The 20,360-nt window shown below is 35.1% G+C and carries 21 protein-coding genes; 14 read left to right on the forward strand and 7 right to left on the reverse strand.

The genetic code is table 11. The features are described 5' to 3' along the window. Positions 1-16: 16 nt before the first annotated feature. From BUB45_RS10555 to BUB45_RS20185, 5 genes are all read right to left on the reverse strand, one after another. Positions 17-1,468, reverse strand: a complete 1,452-nt coding sequence (locus BUB45_RS10555; RefSeq protein ID WP_073008641.1) for a glycoside hydrolase family 32 protein — start codon at positions 1,466-1,468, stop codon at positions 17-19. A 108-nt stretch (positions 1,469-1,576) separates the two neighbouring features. After that, positions 1,577-2,974 carry a sucrose-specific PTS transporter subunit IIBC gene (locus tag BUB45_RS10560; RefSeq protein ID WP_073008644.1) on the reverse strand — a complete coding sequence of 466 codons (1,398 nt, stop codon included), beginning with the start codon at positions 2,972-2,974 and terminating at the stop codon, positions 1,577-1,579. 307 nt (positions 2,975-3,281) lie between these two features. Next, the gene (locus BUB45_RS10565) at positions 3,282-4,265 is read right to left on the reverse strand and encodes a LacI family DNA-binding transcriptional regulator (RefSeq protein WP_073008647.1); all 984 of its coding nucleotides are present in this window, start codon (positions 4,263-4,265) and stop codon (positions 3,282-3,284) included. Between the two features lie 217 nt (positions 4,266-4,482). Next, a complete protein-coding gene (locus BUB45_RS19880) occupies positions 4,483-4,635 on the reverse strand; it encodes a hypothetical protein (RefSeq protein WP_170861747.1) in 153 nt (50 codons plus the stop codon). A 221-nt stretch (positions 4,636-4,856) separates the two neighbouring features. Beyond that, complete coding sequence (locus BUB45_RS20185) at positions 4,857-5,054, reverse strand: hypothetical protein (RefSeq protein WP_073008650.1); 198 nt, start codon at positions 5,052-5,054, stop codon at positions 4,857-4,859. A gap of 267 nt (positions 5,055-5,321) precedes the next feature. Here BUB45_RS20185 and BUB45_RS19885 point away from each other — a divergent pair, with 267 nt between their 5' ends. Genes BUB45_RS19885 through manZ form a run of 4 tightly spaced genes read left to right on the forward strand, consistent with a single transcriptional unit; the run spans position 5,322 to position 7,946 of the window. Continuing rightward, complete coding sequence (locus BUB45_RS19885; RefSeq protein ID WP_073008652.1) at positions 5,322-5,753, forward strand: mannose/fructose/sorbose PTS transporter subunit IIA; 432 nt, start codon at positions 5,322-5,324, stop codon at positions 5,751-5,753. Further along, positions 5,754-6,242 (forward strand): mannose/fructose/sorbose PTS transporter subunit IIB, encoded by a 489-nt coding sequence (locus tag BUB45_RS19890; RefSeq protein WP_073008655.1) that lies wholly within the window; start codon positions 5,754-5,756, stop codon positions 6,240-6,242. A gap of 21 nt (positions 6,243-6,263) precedes the next feature. Continuing rightward, positions 6,264-7,076, forward strand: coding sequence for a PTS mannose/fructose/sorbose transporter subunit IIC (locus tag BUB45_RS10585; RefSeq protein WP_073008657.1), 813 nt, complete (start codon positions 6,264-6,266; stop codon positions 7,074-7,076). 18 nt (positions 7,077-7,094) lie between these two features. Further along, positions 7,095-7,946 (forward strand): PTS mannose transporter subunit IID, encoded by an 852-nt coding sequence (gene manZ, locus BUB45_RS10590; RefSeq protein WP_073008660.1) that lies wholly within the window; start codon positions 7,095-7,097, stop codon positions 7,944-7,946. Between the two features lie 207 nt (positions 7,947-8,153). Here the strand turns inward: manZ and BUB45_RS10595 are convergent, their stop codons facing one another. Further along, positions 8,154-8,594 (reverse strand): OsmC family protein, encoded by a 441-nt coding sequence (locus tag BUB45_RS10595; RefSeq protein ID WP_073008663.1) that lies wholly within the window; start codon positions 8,592-8,594, stop codon positions 8,154-8,156. Between the two features lie 390 nt (positions 8,595-8,984). Between BUB45_RS10595 and BUB45_RS10600 the strand changes: the two genes are divergently transcribed. Further along, on the forward strand, positions 8,985-9,302 hold the full coding sequence (locus tag BUB45_RS10600) for a TM2 domain-containing protein (protein WP_237342776.1): 318 nt from the start codon (positions 8,985-8,987) through the stop codon (positions 9,300-9,302). A gap of 398 nt (positions 9,303-9,700) precedes the next feature. On the opposite strand, the gene BUB45_RS10605 is transcribed toward BUB45_RS10600, so the two are convergent. Further along, the gene (locus tag BUB45_RS10605; protein ID WP_073008666.1) at positions 9,701-10,726 is read right to left on the reverse strand and encodes an NAD-dependent formate dehydrogenase; all 1,026 of its coding nucleotides are present in this window, start codon (positions 10,724-10,726) and stop codon (positions 9,701-9,703) included. Positions 10,727-11,492: 766 nt separating this feature from the next. Between BUB45_RS10605 and nheA the strand changes: the two genes are divergently transcribed. The 9 genes from nheA (at position 11,493) to BUB45_RS10650 (ending at position 19,680) form a co-directional block, all read left to right on the forward strand. Continuing rightward, entirely contained in the window at positions 11,493-12,617 is a 1,125-nt protein-coding gene (nheA, locus tag BUB45_RS10610) for a non-hemolytic enterotoxin subunit A (protein ID WP_073008669.1), read from the forward strand. A gap of 26 nt (positions 12,618-12,643) precedes the next feature. Then, positions 12,644-13,843, forward strand: a complete 1,200-nt coding sequence (gene nheB / locus BUB45_RS10615; protein WP_073008672.1) for a non-hemolytic enterotoxin subunit B — start codon at positions 12,644-12,646, stop codon at positions 13,841-13,843. 211 nt (positions 13,844-14,054) lie between these two features. Then, on the forward strand, positions 14,055-15,113 hold the full coding sequence (gene nheC, locus BUB45_RS10620) for a non-hemolytic enterotoxin subunit C (protein ID WP_073008675.1): 1,059 nt from the start codon (positions 14,055-14,057) through the stop codon (positions 15,111-15,113). Between the two features lie 127 nt (positions 15,114-15,240). Next, a complete protein-coding gene (locus BUB45_RS10625) occupies positions 15,241-15,462 on the forward strand; it encodes a DUF2829 domain-containing protein (RefSeq protein WP_073008677.1) in 222 nt (73 codons plus the stop codon). A gap of 24 nt (positions 15,463-15,486) precedes the next feature. Continuing rightward, positions 15,487-16,242, forward strand: coding sequence for a 3-oxoacyl-ACP reductase (locus BUB45_RS10630; protein ID WP_073008680.1), 756 nt, complete (start codon positions 15,487-15,489; stop codon positions 16,240-16,242). Positions 16,243-16,378: 136 nt separating this feature from the next. After that, positions 16,379-16,888 (forward strand): QueT transporter family protein, encoded by a 510-nt coding sequence (locus tag BUB45_RS10635; protein ID WP_073008685.1) that lies wholly within the window; start codon positions 16,379-16,381, stop codon positions 16,886-16,888. Positions 16,889-17,373: 485 nt separating this feature from the next. Beyond that, complete coding sequence (locus tag BUB45_RS10640) at positions 17,374-17,973, forward strand: TetR/AcrR family transcriptional regulator (RefSeq protein WP_073008688.1); 600 nt, start codon at positions 17,374-17,376, stop codon at positions 17,971-17,973. After that, positions 17,970-18,905 carry an ABC transporter ATP-binding protein gene (locus tag BUB45_RS10645; RefSeq protein ID WP_073008691.1) on the forward strand — a complete coding sequence of 312 codons (936 nt, stop codon included), beginning with the start codon at positions 17,970-17,972 and terminating at the stop codon, positions 18,903-18,905. The genes BUB45_RS10640 and BUB45_RS10645 overlap by 4 nt, the downstream gene beginning before the upstream one ends. After that, positions 18,898-19,680 carry an ABC transporter permease gene (locus BUB45_RS10650; protein WP_073008695.1) on the forward strand — a complete coding sequence of 261 codons (783 nt, stop codon included), beginning with the start codon at positions 18,898-18,900 and terminating at the stop codon, positions 19,678-19,680. Before BUB45_RS10645 ends, BUB45_RS10650 begins: the two co-directional genes overlap by 8 nt. Positions 19,681-20,360 lie beyond the last annotated feature (680 nt).

Consider the following 20,360-nt stretch of genomic DNA (forward strand, 5'->3'; position numbering starts at 1 on the left):
TATCTCCATTTCATGTCTAAATATCCATAACTCGACGTACATCCCATTTTTTCACATCAAGCTTTATTTCACCGTCCGCTGTAAACAGAACACTCTCTTCGTTCTTATCGTCAAATACTCGAGAAGTAAACACTTCCTCTCCTTGATTTAGAAAAATTTCTATAGAGGACGTATCTTTTAAAATAAGTATGTCGCTGAGAGTATCTAATTTGCAGTGTCTGCTTTCCATAGTCTGATAACTTGTAAAGCTTTTTCGTTTAAAAGTAAAAACTTTTAATAACGAATCATATATAATTTGAGACCCAGCTATTTGTATATTTAAACAGGATTGCTTCATATCTTCCACAGTTAAATATACAGCAAATGCCTTGTCAACGCATAATGATAACAATTGTTGCGCATTTAATACAACTTCATTAAAACGAACTTCGTTTTCCAGTAACTGCTGAAACTCTTCCACAGGATATTGTAGCAATGTTCCGTCTTTCCAATCCAATTGACGCGGAACAGTCAAAGCGTGTACCCATCCATAATTTGCTGTAGGAAGCTGGGAGGAACCTTCCTCGGCATTTCCCATCCACCCAATCAATATCCTCCTCCCCTCCTGATCTTGCATCGTCTGAGGGGCATAAAAATCAAAACCTCGATCCAATTCCACAAAAGCATCATGCTCAAAAGACATTGTTTTTTTCTCTATCTCCCCAGCAAAGTACCCAGATTGATAAATATTTTGATATTGAAAGCCTTGTGCAGGTATTCCTTGTGGGCAAACGAGCAGAATATCTTTATTTCCTAATTGAAACAGATCAGGGCATTCCCACATATAACCGAAGTGATCTAACCCTTGATGTCCGTTTCCAGTTAACGTTCCTGCAAATGTCCAATTCCATAAATCAGCAGAACGATATAACACAACCTCTCCATTTTTCGCCTCTGTTTGTGCACCAAGCACCATCCACCATGCTTCATTCATATAGAATACTTTTGGATCACGAAAATGAGCAGTGTAACCGTCTGGAACTTGAATAATTGGTCCCTTTTTTTCAAAATGGATTCCATCATTCGATATTGCCAAACACTGATAAGATTGCCGATTTCCTTCATTATCCCTCACATTCCCCGTATAAAAAACGTACAGTTGATTCTGGTATACAACAGCACTTCCAGAATAACATCCATTTTGGTCATACCATTGATCAGGTAGTAAAGCAACAGGTACTTCTTGCCAATGAATAAGGTCTTTAGATATAGAATGCCCCCAACATTTCACACCATGCTCAACAGCAAAAGGATTCCACTGATAAAAAATATGATATTTTCCTTTAAAAAAGACAAAACCGTTTGGATCATTTAATAGTCCTACTGAAGGCATTAAATGGTAATGCAAACGATAGGGATCTCTTGCTATTAAAGGTTGGTTTTTCTCCATTTGTTTACATACCATATCTTTTGTTACGTTATTATTCATATCCTAAACTCCTAAACTTATATATGATACAATGAAACTTCAATCTATAAGTCCTCCCCTTCAAAATTAGAGTAAAACAGGAATCACTTATTTTGATTTTGATAGCCTTTATCCATTGTCTTTCAATTGCTTATCGGAAAATCCAAATAACCAAGTTAGCGCAAATGCTACTCCAACTGCAATGATATTCACAAGTAAATAGGAAAGAATTTGCCCATCCAAATACAATAATGTACCTGGAATTACGGTAATAGCCATTCCAGTCCCTTTTAATTCTAACAACATAGCGGAAAAACCTCCTACGCCACCACCAATTAACCCCATAATAAATGGTTTTACATAGCGTAAATTCACCCCAAATATAGCTGGTTCCGTTATACCTAAGAAAGCAGATAATGAAGATGGAAAAGCTAAAGCTTTCAATTTCTTTGATTTTGTTTTTAAACCAACAGCAAGAGCTGCACCACCCTGGGCAGCAATAGAAGCGGTAATAATAGCATTAAATGGATTACTTCCTACATCCTCTAACAGTTTTATTTCTAAAAGATTAAAAATATGGTGAACACCAGTAATGACAATAATTTGGTGCAAAAAACCGATAAGCAAACCAGCTAACCCAAATGGTAAATTTAAAACAGCAAGTGTACCATCTAAAATATAATTTTCTACCACATGGAAAATGGGTCCAATGATAAACAGAGCTGCACCTATCATTATAAGTAATGTTAAAAACGGCGTTATAATTAAATCCAATGCTTCCGGCACACGCTTACGAATTGCACGCTCCAATTTAGCTCCAATAATTCCAGCAATAAACGCTGGAAGTACCGATCCTTGATAACCTACTACAGGTATAAAGCCAAAAAACAGTAATGGTTCAGCACCTTCTGCAACTCCCCAAGCACTTGGTAACGAGGGGCTAACAAGCATTAATCCAAGTACAATTCCTATAATCGGTGTACCACCAAATACACGAAACGTGGACCAAGCAACGAGTGCTGGTAAAAAAATAAAAGCCGTGTCCGTTAATATTTGCGTAAACAAGATAAAATTATTAGGAATATCGGCTGGAACGAGTCCGAATAAAGCTAAAATTTTCTCCTGCATAAGTAACCCACGTAGCCCCATAAATAGACCTGTTGCTACAAGTACTGGAATAATGGGTACAAACACGTCTCCTAATGTACGAATTGCACGTTGTAACTTATTTCCGCTCTGACTAGCTTTCTTCGTTTGCTCCTGTTTATTAATCGTAGAAACATGAAGCTTCTCTACTTCTTCATAAATTTGATTTACTGTACCAGTACCGAAAATAATTTGAAACTGTCCAGAATGAAAAAATGCCCCTTTCACTTTTGCTATGCTTTCCACCTGTTCACGATCAACTTGGTCCTCATCCATCACCAGTAAACGTAACCTAGTTGCACAATGTGCGACTGATGAAATATTCTCTTTCCCACCAACAGCTTCCAACAGTGCTTCAGCTATTTGTTTGTTATCTAACATTTTTATCCCTCCTAATTTTGTGGTATCGATCCCACACGGCAGATAAAATATTGCAACGCTTCACCTTCTCATAAGTGAAATTTTAAATAGAATAACTTGACCTTTGGATAAATCTTATAGCAGAAGAAAAACGTCCTAGTTTTTCCGCTATAACCCTAAAGTTTCTATCATTTCCTATAGCGGAACAAACGAACATCCATTCACTCTCTATTCTTGAAAAGAGGGTTTAAAGATAAAATGTTGCATGATTCCATCATGGAATCGATACCACATCGCATAAAAATAGGTGAAATCGATTTCACCTTTATCATACACTATCTCTAGATAGAAGTCTATAGTCTAATACAATTTTCTTTTGATAATCTTCACCTTGAATAAAAGCTAGTAGCTGTTTAGCCGCTTCTTCTCCTGCTGTTTCGTTTTTGTAATCCACTGTCGTCAAAGGCGGATCGACATATTGAGATAGTTCAGAAGCACCAATGCCTGCAATGGCAATATCTTTAGGTATCTCCATACCAATCCGTTTTACATAACTCATCGCCCCGATAGCAAGTCTGTCTGTAACAGCAAAAATCGCTGTTGGTCGCTGTTTGGAATCCTCTATAATTTTCTTCATCGCTTTACAACCCGAATCAATATCAAACACACCTTTTTGCACCCAAGCTTCTTCAATAGACAAGTCGCGGGATTTCATTTCATCGTAAAAACCTTTTTTACGAAAACAACCTACAGCCTGATCTGTTTCATCCACGCCAATAAATCCAATTTGTGTATGTCCTTTATCAACTAAAAAAGCTGTCACGTCTCTAGCAACATGATAATCATCATACGTCACGCATATCACATTTTCTGCTTCTTGACCTACCATTACAAATGGAAGGTTCATGCTTTTTATTTTTTGCGTGAGCTCTGGCTCTGTGTTAGTCGCTATTAATACAATGCCATCTACTTGTCTGACAAGCAGATCCAAATATTCAAGTTCCTTCTCCTTATCATGATCCGTATTCGCAAGTAAGATTTGGTATCCGTGCTTAGATAGTTCCCTTCCCAGACCTGTTACAACTCTGCTTGGTGTTTCCGTTTGTATGGTTGGTAAAATAACTCCAATTACTTTTGTTTGCTTTGTTCGCAGAGATTTAGCATACCCACTCGGTACATAACCCGTTGCCTCAATTACTTTTTCTACTCTTTGTCTAGCCTCTTCACTCACATAGCCTGAATTATTTAGCACACGAGAAACCGTTGATCTTGACACATTTGCCATTGTTGCTATATCCTTAATCGTTACCAAGTAGCTATCCTCCCTACAGCAGTTCTGTTTAGATTTTTAATAATCTTTATCGTTTTAGTTTTTTCTTTCCTATACTGTTAAAAAATCTACAGCGTCTTTATCTATAGACGTTACCACTTTCAATACCATTTTCCCTGACTTCTTCCCACTACTCCACTTAGTTGCCAGCCTTCCTCACATAAATCTGTTATCTTCTTTGGTACGGACAAAGGTCCAATTACCTTCCACCAAACATTGGTTGTAGCCACAGCTTCCCCCTCTCGACATAATCAATATAAAAGTACCCTTCCTCTTCTTCTTCATACATTACTTGTGGTGATTTTTTTGTTTCCTCGTGAATAATATCCAATACTTTTTCAACGGTAGGCAAATTACTCGCCTCTGAAAAATATTCTTTTAGTTCTGCTTAGTAATGAACCGATGGTGACTTAGCGTGGGACATGCAGTGAAGTAACTAGTGTTACTGGGCGATGGAGCCAGACGTGGCTATTACGTTCTTGCGTTATCCTAAAGTATCTATTTTCTTATCTTATAACAAAATAAGTTTTTGTAAAAGCTTTTTATATAATGAAGAGCTTTACCAAAAGTTACTTATTGATTACTTTTAACTTTTTTCTTCTTAACGAGAAATAAATTCAATCCATCTAAAACAAATAAAATGGTAAGGAATAATGCTACTATTCCAAGGCTTTTCCACACTTTCCAAGCGCCATCGTCAATATAAGTCACAAACAAATTTATGATAAAAAGTAATAAACACATGGCAAGATAAGACAGACATTTCTTCATTGTTTAACACCTCTAGCTTTCTTTTCATCTGCTGTATTTATGAATAATTTCATTTAGAGAATGATTAGAGTTCAAACTCTAATTATTGTTCACACACAAGCATGGTATAGATATGTATATAATAACATATTTTTACAATTTTAAGCTTAGAGAGCAAACGTTTTCACAATTATGTAATAAAGAATTTACAGTATATTGAAATTTACTATCTATTTTACAAACAACCAGATTTCAAATGTATAATTTTACCAAGGAGGAGGTGAGATTATGAATAGCGCAATCATCGTTTGTACTCACGGAGATACAGCAATGGAAATACTAAAAACAGTTGAAATGATTATGGGGAAACAAGAAAATATATTACCTACTAATTTTGTACCTGGAGAAAACACCGCAGATTTAATAAGAAAATATCACTTGCTATTCGAACAATTAGATTGTACTAATGGCGTTTTGATAATGGTTGATTTACTTGGCGGCTCTCCATTTAATGCAGCTTCTCAAATAGCTTTACACAATGACAAAATTGAGGTTATTACAGGTGTTAATATTCCAATGTTATTAGAAACTTTGGTATCGAGAAACTCCAAAACCTTGCAACAACTGCTTGAAATATCAATAACTGCTGGGAAAAATGGCATTTCACAATTGAATAAAAATAGCATTGAAAAGGATGACTTAGAAGGAGATGAATTATAAATGATTATAGGACTAGTAAGAATAGATGATCGTTTAATTCACGGACAAGTAGCTACAGTCTGGGTGAAAGATGCAAACGTTAGCAGAATAATTGTAGTTAATGATGAAGTCGCTCATGACGAAGTAAGAAAAACATTATTAAAGCAAGTAGCTCCACCTTCAGTAAAAGCTAGCGTTGTAAGCATTGACAAGTTGATACGGGTTTATAAAAATCCAAAATACGAAAATGACCGTGTTATGTTACTATTTACCAATCCCTTTGACGTTGAACGAGTTATTCAAAAAGGAATCCCATTAACATCTATTAACATTGGAGGAATTTCATATAAAGAAGGTAAGGTGAAAGTAAATAAATCTAACTTTCTAAACAAGGAAGAAGCGACCTGTTTTAGGAGGCTTGCTGAAAAAGATATTGAACTGGACGTAAGAGGCGTAGTTAGTGATCCAAAAGAAGATATGATTAAACTTTTAGACAAACAAAATCTATAATTTTGAAAGGAGGAATATGCAATGGACTTATCCGTTATGCAAATCATTCTCATATTTATTTTTGCTAGTATAGCTGGTATGGGAAGCGTTTTGGATGAATTTCAAACCCATCGCCCATTAATTGCTTGTACATTAATGGGTTTGGTACTAGGAGATATGACTACAGGTATCATCATTGGTGGTACATTAGAAATGATTGCGCTAGGTTGGATGAATATTGGCGCTGCTCAAGCACCGGATGCTGCTTTAGCTTCTATCATTGCAACGATATTCGTTATTGCGGGTAATCAGGATATTGGTGCGGGGATTGCATTAGCTATACCTCTTGCTGCTGCAGGACAAGTATTAACCATTTTAGTGCGGACTATTACTATATTTTTTCAACATGCTGGTGACCGTGCAGCAGAAAAGGGTGACTTTAGAAGGGTTGATTTCCTTCATATATCGGCGTTATTGGTTCAAGCGCTTCGCGTAGCTATACCTGCACTAATTGTTGCTTTAACTGTAGGAACAAATGCGGTGCAATCTTTCTTAAATGCTATTCCAGAAGTCATTACTGGTGGTTTAAACGTTGCTGGTGGAATGATTGTCGTTGTTGGTTACGCTATGGTTATTAATATGATGAAAACTGGATCTCTTATGCCATTTTTATATTTAGGCTTCACCATTGCGGCGTTTACAGATTTTAACCTTGTTGGCTTAGGTATTATTGGCTTAGTTCTAGCCATTTTGTATGTACAATTAAGTCCACAGTTTAATCAAAATAATATCCAAGTAGCTGGTACCAACACAACTATTTCCGCTGACGACGACCTGGATGATGAGCTAGATTAAAAGATTGGAGGGAGTATTATGAAAACAAACGAAATGCCCAAAAAAGATAAACTAATTACAAAAAAAGAAATTAAGCATTCATTTTGGCGTTCAAATTTATGGCAAGGATCATGGAACTTTGAAAGAATGCATGCCCTTGGCTATCTGTTTACGATGATTCCTTTTTTTAAAAAACTGTATCCTGAAAACAATGATGAGAGAAAGCAAGCGATGAAACGACATTTAGAATTCTTTAATACACACCCTTATATGGCTGCACCAATTGTTGGAGTTACGGCAGCGATGGAAGAACAAAAGAAGAAAGGCGCTTCCATTAATGATGCTGGAATTAATGGATTAAAAGTTGGAATGATGGGACCTCTTGCTGGTGTGGGTGATCCAGTTTGGTGGGGTACAGCACGTCCCGTTATCGCTGCTTTAGGCGCAGGTATTGCTATGAATGGAAATTTGTTAGGACCTATACTATTTTTTATATTATGGAATATCTTACGCATGGGGTTTAGATATTGGGGGATAGATTACGGTTTCAGAAAAGGGATGGATATTATAAAAGATATGGACGGTGGATTACTACAAAAATTAACCGTTGGGTCTTCTGTTTTAGGGTTATTTATTATGGGAGCGTTAGTTAATAAATGGACGACAATTAATATACCAGTCGTTGTGTCAAAAATAAAAAATCCAGAAACCAAAAAAGTCGATGTACAAACCGTACAAGACATTTTAGACTCATTGATTCCTGGATTAGTACCGCTGTTATTAACTTTTTTCGTCATGTGGCTACTAAGAAAAAAACTAAGTCCTATAACCGTTATTTTGGGTATGTTTGTCGTTGGTATTTTAGGATATTGGGGAGGAATTTTAGCTTAATGTAAACCTAAAAAGTTGCTAAAGACCCTCACTTCATAAAATAACGACCTTGGAGTAAGGGTCTTTCAACACCTCATTCAGAAATATTTACATTTCCTGTAGCTTGATGTGTCTTACCATTGAGAAGGATTTTCTTATCTAAACATGCTTTTCTCCCCTATTTCACCTACACCATCTTTTCCCCTATAGTGAAAAGATGCTTGTATACTAGTTTAGATCAGCCTCTAGCTCTATTTTTACATTTCCTTGTATAGCTCTTGAGATCATACAGCTTTTCTCCGCTTTTTCAACAAGCTTTTGCAGCTGAATTCTTTGTTCTTCGGTCGCTTCTACCTTTAGGGTAACCTTTGGTCGGTGAATAATTTTTTGATATGTAAATACACCTCGTGTAACATCGACAATGCCTTCTGAGTCTAAGCTCATTTCTTCTAAAGGAAGCTCAGCACGTTCAATCATGGCCGCAAGTGTAATAAGGTAACAAGTTGCCGCTGCTCCTAACAGCATCTCATCTGGATTCGTCCCAATACCCGGACCATCCATTTCCGGGGGGATGGATACGTTAGTCCGTAAATTTCCTGATGCAATATAACCGCTAGAATTTCTTCCACCAGGCCACGTTGCAGTTAAATGAAAACGATGTTCTGCCATGTTTACACCTCCATAAAAAATAACAAACACCTAAACTTCGCTACCTCACAATCTTTTAAGCTATATCTAGAGTTTTAATTATACTATAAATCCAAATATTTACGTTGTCTATCGAAAAAACACAAGAGAAAAAGGATCGGATTAGTAGCATTCGATTTTACAAATCATGCTTTGTTATTCTCGCTCATAAAAATGGAAGTGGTTATATTTTTACTGTTTAAATATTCATTGATCTATATATAAGCTAGAGACATTTATAAAGCACTTTTTCCTTCCTATACCTATAGTCCATTGCCTCTAAAAAAAATGGAAAAACCCTAAAAATAATAGCTCATTTCATGATATAATGAATGGGCATTTATAAATGAAGTAATAAAAGGGGAGAGGAATTTGGCATTAACAGATCACGAAAAACTACTCGTAAGCTCAGAATTAAACCGAAAAGGTAAAAACATGCTTTTAGCGTATGTATTACTTATCTTCTTAGGTACCTTAGGTATACATCGATTCTACCTTGACAAAAAAGGGACTGCTATTACGCAACTTATACTCAGTGTTGTAGGTGGGCTTACAGCAATCATTCTTATTGGGTTTATCCCTCTTATTATCGTGGGCATATGGCTTTTCATCGATCTATTCTTAGTTCCAGGTATGGTCGAAAAAGAAAATGAACGTATTGAGCAAGAAATCATTCGAAATTTACGTTAAATGATGTCATTCATTTACATTTCATAAAACTTGGCTATCGCCAAAATCTTTATGACAATAAAGCGTCAAAACTCTAAAAAATTCATGCTTTCCTATAGTTAAATAAAGGTGAACGGCAATCCAAGCCGTCTCCTTTATTTTTCTTTTACAGCGACTTTCTTTGAAACTTTGAAAAAACATCTTTATCTCCAAATCTTTTCAGCTCGAATAGAAACTCGCCTGTACGTGCAATGCCTATTCTAATAAATGAGTTCTCTGCAAGTACAATTCATGACGACCTACAATACGGTAAACATTATTACAACCTTCAAATTACTATAGAGTAAACAAAGCCACCCGCATTAAAACTACGGATGGCTATTTATCACCATTTATTAACGCTGTTCTTTCTTAGAAACTTAGTTTTGGGTTTGATAGCTTTTATTGGCTACCTTATGATTAGCAACAATTAGATAGGTTTCTTCAATTGGATTATTTTCCATAAAGCTTGTTAATATTTCAAAAACGCCTTTTTGTATTCTCTCCTGAGCCTCCACAGTCATACCTGAATAATGAACAGTAAGACCTGTTTGTTCAAGAGAACGCCAAGGATGGTTCTTTGGTGCCGGTTGTGGATACCAAACATCACCACCATATCGAATTTTACCAAGATTAACTGCCTCTGCAATAGCATCTCGTTCTACAATTCCACCTCTAGCGCAATTCACAAGTACAGCACTATCTTTCATGTTACAAATGACGTCTTTATCAAATTTATTTTTCGTATCCTTTGTTAACGGTGATTGAATAATAATTACATCAGATGTTTTTACTAAAGTGTCAAAGTCAACATATTTAATTCCTAGCTTCTCTTCTATATCTTCTTTACGATAAGGATCATTATATTGTAAATGTACCTCAAATGGCTTTAATCTCTCTGCCGTTAATTGGCCAATACGACCAAATCCAAAAATACCTATTGTTTTACCTATCATGTCATGTGCTTTAGCACCTACTCTAGGTAAATCCCACTCTCCTTCTTCAGCTTGTCTATGTCCTTCTTCATAATTTCTTAGTAGTAACAGTGCTTCCATAACGTTTTGCTCCGCTACACTTAAATTATTACTCCCAGGTATTTCGACTACTGTAATCCCTTTGTCTATAGCAGCATCAAGATCGACATGGTCTGATCCAATTCCAGCCGTAATAGCTAGCTTTAAGTTTTTCGCTTTATTTGCCCTTTCTTTCGTAATATAAGCTGGAAGAAATGGTGATGAAATGACTACATCCACATCTTCAATGTAATCGTCCACTTCTTTATCACTTGTAACAATTGTTAATTCGTGCTCTGTATTCTTTAGGAATTCATCTAGCCCCAATGTCTTTTCTTTGGATAATAATTGTGTAGCACTTGTAGCTTCTGGAAAAAGTGCTAGGATCTTCATGTGTAACTCCTCCTCGTATATATTGTATAATTTGATCCATATGATAGATTTACCACTTTTTTACTTTTATTAAACATTTTCATTCAAATGTTCCACTTTTATCCTACTCACTATTTTCCTTCTACATATTTTAAGCAATTCCAATAAAGAACAGAAAAAAATCTTTAATTTGTATATGTTTTTTGCGATATTTTGTAATTATATGTAAAAATATAAGTAAATATGACTATTAAATATCAAAAAACAGTTCTATACGCCTATAAAAAGTGGTTGACTACCCTTTTTATTCCATTGTATATTAATTTTGAACAATAAAAAGATAAAGAAAGAGGTGAAATGAAGTTATAATGTGAAGTGTTATACAACATGGTTTTAACTTTTGGAACTTGCTTACGAGACATCAAAATTAGATTGTTTCGTCTCCCCCAATTTTTTAAATAATAAACAATCTAGCTATTTTGCAATATTACGTGTACTTGCAAATCCAAAGGTTAATAGTAACTGGAGGTGAAATAAAACTCAAATATTTTTCTGATTCACTAATTTTAATTTTCAGAATATTTTTCGTTTCAATTAATTAATTGGAGTGATATTTCTGAATACCTTTCTTCAACCAAAGACTATTTGTTAAGTGATTCACTACACAAATAGGGGTTTCGTAGTTAATAATTATTATATACGATACTTTTGTTATTACTTATGATTACTGTATTAAATATCTTTTTACGTTAATCCAGAAACCGCCAACTTGAAAGGAGCGTTTTTTATGAAGAAAAAAATACTATCATGTTTATTGATTCTTGTTGTTCTATTTACTGCCTTTATACCCCAAAGCGCATTTGCACAATCAAAAGAGAGTTTGCGGAGCGTGACTTTTTCCAATTGGATAAGAACATTAGGTTCTCAATACCCACTGCTTCAAGCTTATGGATTAGTAATTTTAAAGCAGCCAGATCTAAACGTCAAAAATATGAGTAGCTTATCCAATAACCAGTATATAGCAAGGAATAACGTTCGTGAATGGCTAGATGAATACAGTTCAAAACTCATTTACATTAATGAAAATATGAAAGGATTAACACAAAGAGTCAATTATTACTACGACCGCCTTTATAATCTATCGGAACAAATAGATAGTAACGAGCAGGCTAAAAATTCCTTTTTAAGTCGATATAACCGACTACAGAGAGTCATGGATGATGTACAATACAAAATGGAAAGAACCTCCATGAATTTACAAGCTTATTATGACCTATTGGCAGAAGATAGCAACAACTTCTCCAAAAAAGCAGATCAAGCAACTGCTTCATTAAACGGCGGAGACGGCAAAGCAACAACATTAAGATCAGCTATCAAAGCTAATTTAGAAGATATTCAAAATGAACTAGTAAAAATACTTAATAACCCGGACGAAGTATATGACTTCTCTTTTAAACTAGGTACAGAGATTTACAACACGGTGAAAACGGGTGCGGAAACCAAAACGGTAGATGTAGCGTCTATTGAAGCTTTAGGAAAAACATTAATGAGTTCCGAAGATCTGAATACAAAAGAATCTTATTCTACTATTCGTCAAAAACATAAAACCGTTACTTCCCTAATGAAACAGCTATCGGAAATTGAACATCAAGCAACAGAAGTTACTATTGCAGAAGATCAACTATTTGGGTTTACTTCTATGGTTAAACGCCAAATTACGATTTTTGATTATATGGTCAATGAATTTACTGAACTGAATCATATTATGAGCAATTTAAAAGAAGATATTATGGAAGGCAACATTACTCCATCTGAAATAAAGCGACAACTTAGATATTACAAAGATATAATGGATGAAATAGACAAGCAAACAGGACAATTTGAACAATTTACTACATCAGTTAAATACTAATCATTTTATAGTGGGAGGGATTACAAATGACCAAAAAATTTTTAAAACCTATTTTACAAGTAGCAGTCGCAACAACTTTAGTATTTAGTAGCGTTGCTCCTTCCTATGCTTCTGCTAATCTATCTGATAACAACCATCAGGTAGATAAAGTTAGTGACTTAGCCAATCAATATAAAAAATATGAGCTAGGTCCAGAAGGACTAAGACAAGCACTCGAGGCAACAGGATCTAATGCGTTGGTGATGGATTTATATGCTTTAACAGTTTTAAAACAGCCAGATATCAATTTTACTAATGTTGTTATCATCGACAATAACTTACAAAATAAAATCATATCGGATCAAAGCATTGCAAGAGAGAATGCAAAAGTATGGTTAGATCAATTAAAACCACAATTAATTAAAACGAATGAAAATATTATAAATTATGATAATCGTTTCGAAGGGTACTATGATAAGCTAATAGAAGCCGCAGAAAACAAAGATAAAGATGCCTTAGGAGCTAGAATAAAAAGACTATCAAGGAGCGTTTCCAAAAACAAACAAGAAGTCGACCAATTAATTGTCGATTTAAAAGACTACAGACAAAAATTACAGTCTGATACACAAAATTTAAAAGCAGATACAAATAAGCTTTCATCTATTTTAAAGAGCCAAGATGCAGGTATACCGCTTTTAAAACAACAAATTGAATCTTACCATGATGCCATTAGTAAATATAACAAAGTATTAATAGCCTCTTCTGTCTCTACATCATTAGGACCTGTAGCTATTGTAGGGGGAATCGCTGTAATTGCTACAGGCGCTGGAACGCCACTCGGTGTTGCTCTTATTGCAGGTGGAACTGGTTTAACTGGTGGAGGAATTGCAGGTATTGTATTAGCCAAACAAGGAATTGATGAAGCAGAGTCAGAAATTAAATCTATAACCAAAGAATTAACAGATACAGAAATTCAATTAGCATTGACAACAGGAGTCAAACAACAAACCAATAATTTAACCAAGACGATTGATCTAGCAATTGACTCTTTACAAAATATTTCAACACAGTGGAGTACGATGGATGCAAAATATAGAAGCTTACTTAGCGATATTGAATTTATGAGTCCTGAAGACCTTGATCTTATTAAGGAAGATTTATCCATTGCTAAAATGAGTTGGAGTAATATTCGAGACTATGCGCAAAAATTATATGTAGAAGAAATTAAAGTGGTCGATCATCAATAAACTACCACCAAGAATATAAGTGAACCAACAATCAGTCCAGGGGTTAACCCTCCTCCACTGATTGTTGGTAGCTTAAATTTTTGCTTATATTTTAAAATCTAAAGAATGCTAACAACACGCAGTTCATGCTGTTATCTTCCACTTAAATTAGTAGTGTGTAACCTAAAAGCAGATTACAGCACCTTATAACCGAGAAAAATAGGTGATAAACATGCAAACGAAAGTAATAAAACAAATATGGATTTGCTCCATTCTAACTATTTTTTTAGTAACCTATTCGTTACCACAAACAATGATTTATGCAGCTGAACAAACAGAAACAATGAAACCCGATTCAGAAAAGATAATAAAGAATTTAGAAGAATTGGCTACTAGTATAGCGAGCATAGACTCCTATGCAACAACTATCCAAAACGAACCAAAACCCAATTTAACAAATTTAAATTCTGTAAGTAACGAATTAAAACGTAACATAAACAATAATTTTGCCGATGCTAAAAACAACGCTACATATTGGACAAGCAGTTTAAAACCTTCTATGAACACATTTCTAGATAGTATTGGACATTTTAACGATGTATTTCAAGAAAGTCATTCTGCATTATTAGCTGCTTTGGAGAATAAAGACAAAGAAAAGATACGTGCTGAGGTAGAACGGCTTAATAATAATATTGTAAGACAAAGCGAAAACGCAGAAAGATTAGTAAAAAATTTAACCCAGTTTCGAGATGATGTAACGGAGGATACACAACGTTTCAAGAACAATTCTAATCAATTAGATGTCCAAGCCATATCATCTTCAAAAGCAGATATACCTCTTTTAAAGAGAAAAATAAATTATTATAATGATGTTATTGATAATACTGATTATAGAATAGCTGCTGGTTCATTAGCGTGTGCTTCCCTGATTGGCTGTATTTGGGGGGGAATTGAGATTGATAACGCTACAAGTGATAAGCGAGATGCAGAATATCAAATAGACAAACTTAAAGCAAAAATAGATGGGATTGAGAAAGAAATAGCTACGATAACAGACATACAAAGTAAACTAACAAATATGGTGCAAAAAATTGATACAGCTATCGATTCCATCCAAAATCTAACAAATTACTGGTACCTCATGAACTCTAAATACCAAAACCTGCTAGATGATGTCCGTATATTAAATCCAGCAGAATTAGATCTTTTAAGAGAGGATATGCAAATTGCAAGTAAAAGTTGGGAGCAAATTAAACAGTTTGCCAAAAACCTAGCTCAAGCATTAAAATAGAACAATAGCACGATACACACATTTATTCCTATTAAAATCTTTGATGTCACTTTATTACACGTAAGCAGTGAGGGTTTTCCCCCTCACTTCAAAGTGGCGATAACAGAATTAAAGGAGAAAAACACATATGACATTTGAAGAAGTATTACCTCAATTAAAATCTGGTAAGAAAGTAATTCGCAGTGGATGGCATGGTGCTGAACTATATGTGAAGCTCGTCGGAGAAAGTAAGCACGAGGGAAAAAAGCTAAACCCTTACTTTTTAATCAATGTCTCAGGAGAAGGCTATACTATGTTCACCCCTACTGTATGTGATATTCTTGCTGACGACTGGAACATCATTAAATAATATGATTGTTTTTGGAGGTTGTATATGAATTTTGATGAATATACAGGACAAACTGTTTTTATCACTGGTGGCGCTTCGGGTATAGGAAAAGCACAAGCCCTCTGTTTTTTAAAAAATGGCGCTAATGTATTTGTCTTCGATAAAGCGAAAAAAAACTTAGCAGAAATGGAAGAACAATATAGCGGACAATTCACCTATGCGATAGGAAGTGTTACCGATAAAGTGTCTGTACACAAAGCTGTGCAATACGCATTACATAAATTTGAACGCATTGATATTTTACTAAATACTGCGGGGATACTGGATGGATATGTAACTACATTAGAAACAGAAGAATGGTTATGGGATAAGGTTATGGATACAAATGTAAAAGGAACCTACCTTGTAACCAACTTCGTACTCCCTTATATGCTTCAGCAAGAAAGCGGAGTTATTATCAATATGTCATCCATTGCAGGCTTTGTCGCTGGTGGCGGTGGTGCTGCGTATACTGCTTCTAAGCATGCCATTATAGGTTATACCAAACAATTAGATTATGACTATTGTAGAAAAGGAATTCGAGCTAACGCAATTGCACCAGGTGCGATTAAAACGCCAATGAACAAAGCCGATTTTTCTGGAAATGGAAAAATCGCCGAATGGGTAGCGAATCAGACACCTGCCGGGAGATGGGCAGACCCCATAGAAGTAGGCGAGCTCACGCTTTTTTTAGCAAGTAGGGCTGCTGATTATATGCATGGTGTCGTTGTTCCTATTGACGGCGGATGGACCAATAAATAATTCTATTATTGCGCAAGCTGTTCCGTTCTAATATAATAGTGTAGCAAACATAACAAAGATGCACTGTAGCACTTCCTTCTTTGGTTGCAGTTAATACTAAAATAGCTAGATGCTATTTTACAAAGGAGACATATAAATGCATAAGTTAATATCCCAAACATCTTCACCAACGATGATCTCCGAGCTAACTAAAATTGCCATTATTAGTTCCCTCTATGTGATTGTTACCATTTCTCTTGCTCCAATTAGTTTCGGTGCTCTTCAGTTTCGTTTATCTGAAATGTTTAATTTTCTAGCATTGTATCATAAGCGTTACGTTATTGCCGTCACTTTCGGAGTTGTTATTGCCAATTTCATGTCCCCTACTTGGTTTCTGGATGTTCCAATTGGTAGTATTTCTACTTTTCTTGTGTTAATTTTTTGTAGACATGTAACCCAGCAGATGAAAAATGACATACTAAAAATAGCTACAACAACTATTATTTTTGCTGTCTCCATGTTCACAATTGCAGCACAATTAACGCTCCTATTTGACTTGCCTTTCTTTTATACATGGTTAACCGTCGGTATAGGGGAACTATTATCCATGACGATCGGTGGAATAGTGATATACTTGTTAGCAAAGAGAGTAGATTTTACAAAATAATAGACAGCTTAAGATTCCTTTTACGAAAACAAGCCTTCCTAAATGAAAGGCTTGTTTTTTAAATAGGCGCAGAAAAAATTTAAAAGGTTGCTATCTACAATAATACGAAGATACGCTAGCTCCGTAATTTATTCTATCTGTAAAGTTTTGATTCGTTGTAATTCCTTCCCAAAAAAAGCTTAGGACGATAGTTTGAAGTGCAAATTTTGTCCTGTTTTAACTAACCTACTAGCGACTTTAAACATTGATAATAACTTATCGTAGGGAGTGAAGTCGCCTAGTTGCTGGCGCTGGAGCCGGACGTGGCTAAATAACTTAGTAAGTTTATTCACAGCTGCTAAATTTTATAATTTCCTAGACAAGAACAAAGGCTAGCCTCGAACACTATTCTTCTCACAGCATTGTGTTGACAACAAAAAGCCTAATGTGTACTATATGACTAAACAAACAATTCCAGTCATACAGTACGCAAGGAGGTATAAATTTTGGCTACCGCTTTCTCCAATAACGAAAAAGAAATAATTAGAGGAAAACTGCAACAGGCTGCAAAGGAATGCCTTGGGAAGTACGGTATTAGGAAAACGACCGTCGATCACCTTGTCCAAATAGCCGGCATATCAAAGGGCGCCTTTTATAAATTTTATCCTCAAAAAGAAATCCTGTTTTTTTACGTCTTAGAAGACTATCAAAAATCACTCATGAAAGAATTAGCAAACAGACTTGAGAAAGAAGCTAACATAGGAGTGGAACAGTTTACTGATTTCATTTTTCAGTTATATCAAAATGTAAGACAATCTTTTCTGATGAATCTTATTCAACAGCAAGAATTAGAGTACCTCATGAGAAAAGTACCGCCAGAATTCATTATGAATCACCACTCACTAGATGATATGTTTATGGAGCAAGTTTTTTCTTATATAAAGATAAAAGACCATGTAAATAAGCGTGTTGTCGCAGCTTCATTAAGATCCATTTTCATGAGCATGATGTACATGGAAGAAATCGGTGAGCAAGAATTTGACGAAGTTCTAAATCTTTTAATTAAGGGAATCGCTCTGCAAATTATAGAGGAGGTTGAGACATGAATGACGTTATTTATACAGAAAATCTAACAAAAGCATATGGGCAAACCTTTGCAGTTAATAACGTTGATTTATCTGTTGCGAAAGGCGAAATCTATGGTTTCTTAGGTTTAAACGGTGCTGGAAAAACGACAACTATCCAAATGCTATTAGGTATGATCACACCTACTTCTGGAACATGCTACCTCAATGGAGAAAAGGTTCATTCTAAAAATAAGGACATTTGGCGTCATGTCGGTTATATGGTGGAAACACCCTATTCCTATCCAGAGTTAACGGTAAGAGAAAACCTTGACGTTATCTGCAAACTAAGAGGGATTAGAGACAAAAGTTGTGTCGATTGGATTATTAAAAACTTACAGTTAGAAGCCTACGCTGCTAAAAAAGCAAAACACCTATCTATGGGAAATAACCAAAGACTTGGAATAGCAAAAGCGCTACTTCACCATCCTCCTATTTTAATATTAGATGAGCCAACGAACGGATTAGACCCTGCTGGCATCGTTGAAGTTCGTCAACTTCTGAAGGAATTAGCCCAAAACAAAGGCGTAACCATTCTCATCTCTAGCCATAAGTTGGATGAAATTTCAAAAATAGCTACAAATATAGCCATCATACATCAAGGCATACTAATCAAAAAAATATCTGGTGAACAACTGGAAAAACAGTTGCACAAAACTTTGCTATTAGATGGAAAAAATAGGTTAGCAATCAAACACACTCTATTGACAGCAGGTTATAAGGTTACTACGAATAATGAAGAAAACTCACCACTTCAAATGAAGGAAGCAAATGCAGTACATGACCCTGGGAAAATTGCGACATTACTTGTAAATGCTGGGTACCCACCAACATTGCTACAAGTAGTAAAAGAAGATTTAGAAATGTATTTTCTAAGAACCATTCAAGAATTTGGAGGCGATCAACATGAATAAACTTTTCGCCAGCATTTCCGTCGAATTTAAAAAATTATTCCACTCAAAAATCCCTTTAATAACTTTGCTTACATTTATGCTCATACCGTTTATTGGTGGTTTTTTCATGTTCGTGTTAAAGCATCCGGATTTTGCTGAGGCCCTTGGTTTTATTTCTACCAAAGCACAAATAATAGGGTCAGCGGATTGGCCCTCTTATCTTAGCTTACTTGCACAAGCAATTTCCATTGGCGGATTAATTATTTTCGGTTTTATTATAAGTTGGATCTTTGGCAGAGAATACTCCGATCGAACGATAAAAGATTTATTAGCTCTACCACTATCTAGAAGTACCATTGTTTTGGCAAAGTTTTTAACATCCTTTATTTGGTGTCTTATGTTATCTTTATTTGTTTTATTGGTTGGACTACTTGTAGGAATGATGCTTGATTTACCGCAAGGATCAAAGGGAATAGTGGCTGAAGGCATCATCGTCTTTGCAGTTTGTGCCACATTGACCGTACTTCTTTCTACACCCGTCGCTTTGGTTGCAAGTATTGGTCGCGGATACTTATCTCCCCTTGGATTTATGATTTTCACACTCATCTTAGCGCAAATTGTTGCAGTAGCAGGATACGGTGCATATTTCCCCTGGTCTATTCCCGCCCTTGCTAGTGGAGCAGCTGGCAACAAAGCATATATCGTTGAAGAAGTCAGTTTAATTATTTTACTTTTCACTAGTGCATTTGGATTGTTAAGTACGATGCTTTGGTGGCGATTAGCAGATCAATGCTAATAAAGTTGACAACTGTGCTGATATAAATACGTAGGAAAAAATTCTTATCGTTAATACTTATATCATACATCACAAACATTGATTTTCTTTAAAGGATGAAGTAGCTACAAGCGTAATATATTACGTTTGCAGCTACTTGCTTTTTTGAAAAACAAAAAATCATAGTATCCACTAGAGAGAAATAATAAATGTTTACAAAACTCGGCTTTTCGCAAAAAAACACCATATTTTTTGAAATCATTTTGTAACTTAAATGTAAAATTAGTTACAAAAATGTAACTGAACATTCGTATTCACACCACAAAATGTTAAAAAATATACACCACTACCTATTTCCAAGTGTTAAATTGGTAAAAACAACCACTTAAATAAGGTTGACGCTACAATTTAAGTCATTGTATAGTATGGACAAGCAATAAAGAAAGGGAGTGAAAGCAACACAGTTTCAATGAACTTTTACATCAAACCATGTAGATGTGAAGTATTTGCAAACCAATATATTTCTATACCATTCTTTTATAAATAAAGAAAAAACAAATGAAAATATATTGCGATGAGCTATCTTCACCAATTGTTACTTGATAATAATATATCTATAACGGAAAAAAGGTTTGTACAAATAATTCACAATTAAATACTTTCATAAGGTGATTAATTATACACCTTTCATTTCCACATCT

Source organism: Virgibacillus chiguensis (assembly GCF_900129865.1).
In the GTDB taxonomy this organism is placed as follows: Bacteria; Bacillota; Bacilli; order Bacillales; family Amphibacillaceae; genus Virgibacillus; species Virgibacillus chiguensis.

Coding starts and splice junctions, on each gene's coding strand:
- manZ (WP_073008660.1), top strand. CDS start 7,095: ATGAAAACAAACGAAATGCCCAAAAAAGATAAACTAATTACAAAAAAA.
- BUB45_RS10595 (WP_073008663.1), bottom strand. CDS start 8,594: ATGGCAGAACATCGTTTTCATTTAACTGCAACGTGGCCTGGTGGAAGA.
- BUB45_RS19890 (WP_073008655.1), top strand. CDS start 5,754: ATGATTATAGGACTAGTAAGAATAGATGATCGTTTAATTCACGGACAA.
- BUB45_RS10555 (WP_073008641.1), bottom strand. CDS start 1,468: ATGAATAATAACGTAACAAAAGATATGGTATGTAAACAAATGGAGAAA.
- nheA (WP_073008669.1), top strand. CDS start 11,493: ATGAAGAAAAAAATACTATCATGTTTATTGATTCTTGTTGTTCTATTT.
- BUB45_RS10560 (WP_073008644.1), bottom strand. CDS start 2,974: ATGTTAGATAACAAACAAATAGCTGAAGCACTGTTGGAAGCTGTTGGT.
- nheB (WP_073008672.1), top strand. CDS start 12,644: ATGACCAAAAAATTTTTAAAACCTATTTTACAAGTAGCAGTCGCAACA.
- BUB45_RS19885 (WP_073008652.1), top strand. CDS start 5,322: ATGAATAGCGCAATCATCGTTTGTACTCACGGAGATACAGCAATGGAA.
- BUB45_RS10635 (WP_073008685.1), top strand. CDS start 16,379: ATGCATAAGTTAATATCCCAAACATCTTCACCAACGATGATCTCCGAG.
- nheC (WP_073008675.1), top strand. CDS start 14,055: ATGCAAACGAAAGTAATAAAACAAATATGGATTTGCTCCATTCTAACT.
- BUB45_RS10605 (WP_073008666.1), bottom strand. CDS start 10,726: ATGAAGATCCTAGCACTTTTTCCAGAAGCTACAAGTGCTACACAATTA.
- BUB45_RS10630 (WP_073008680.1), top strand. CDS start 15,487: ATGAATTTTGATGAATATACAGGACAAACTGTTTTTATCACTGGTGGC.
- BUB45_RS10645 (WP_073008691.1), top strand. CDS start 17,970: ATGAATGACGTTATTTATACAGAAAATCTAACAAAAGCATATGGGCAA.
- BUB45_RS20185 (WP_073008650.1), bottom strand. CDS start 5,054: ATGAAGAAATGTCTGTCTTATCTTGCCATGTGTTTATTACTTTTTATC.
- BUB45_RS10625 (WP_073008677.1), top strand. CDS start 15,241: ATGACATTTGAAGAAGTATTACCTCAATTAAAATCTGGTAAGAAAGTA.
- BUB45_RS10585 (WP_073008657.1), top strand. CDS start 6,264: ATGGACTTATCCGTTATGCAAATCATTCTCATATTTATTTTTGCTAGT.
- BUB45_RS10650 (WP_073008695.1), top strand. CDS start 18,898: ATGAATAAACTTTTCGCCAGCATTTCCGTCGAATTTAAAAAATTATTC.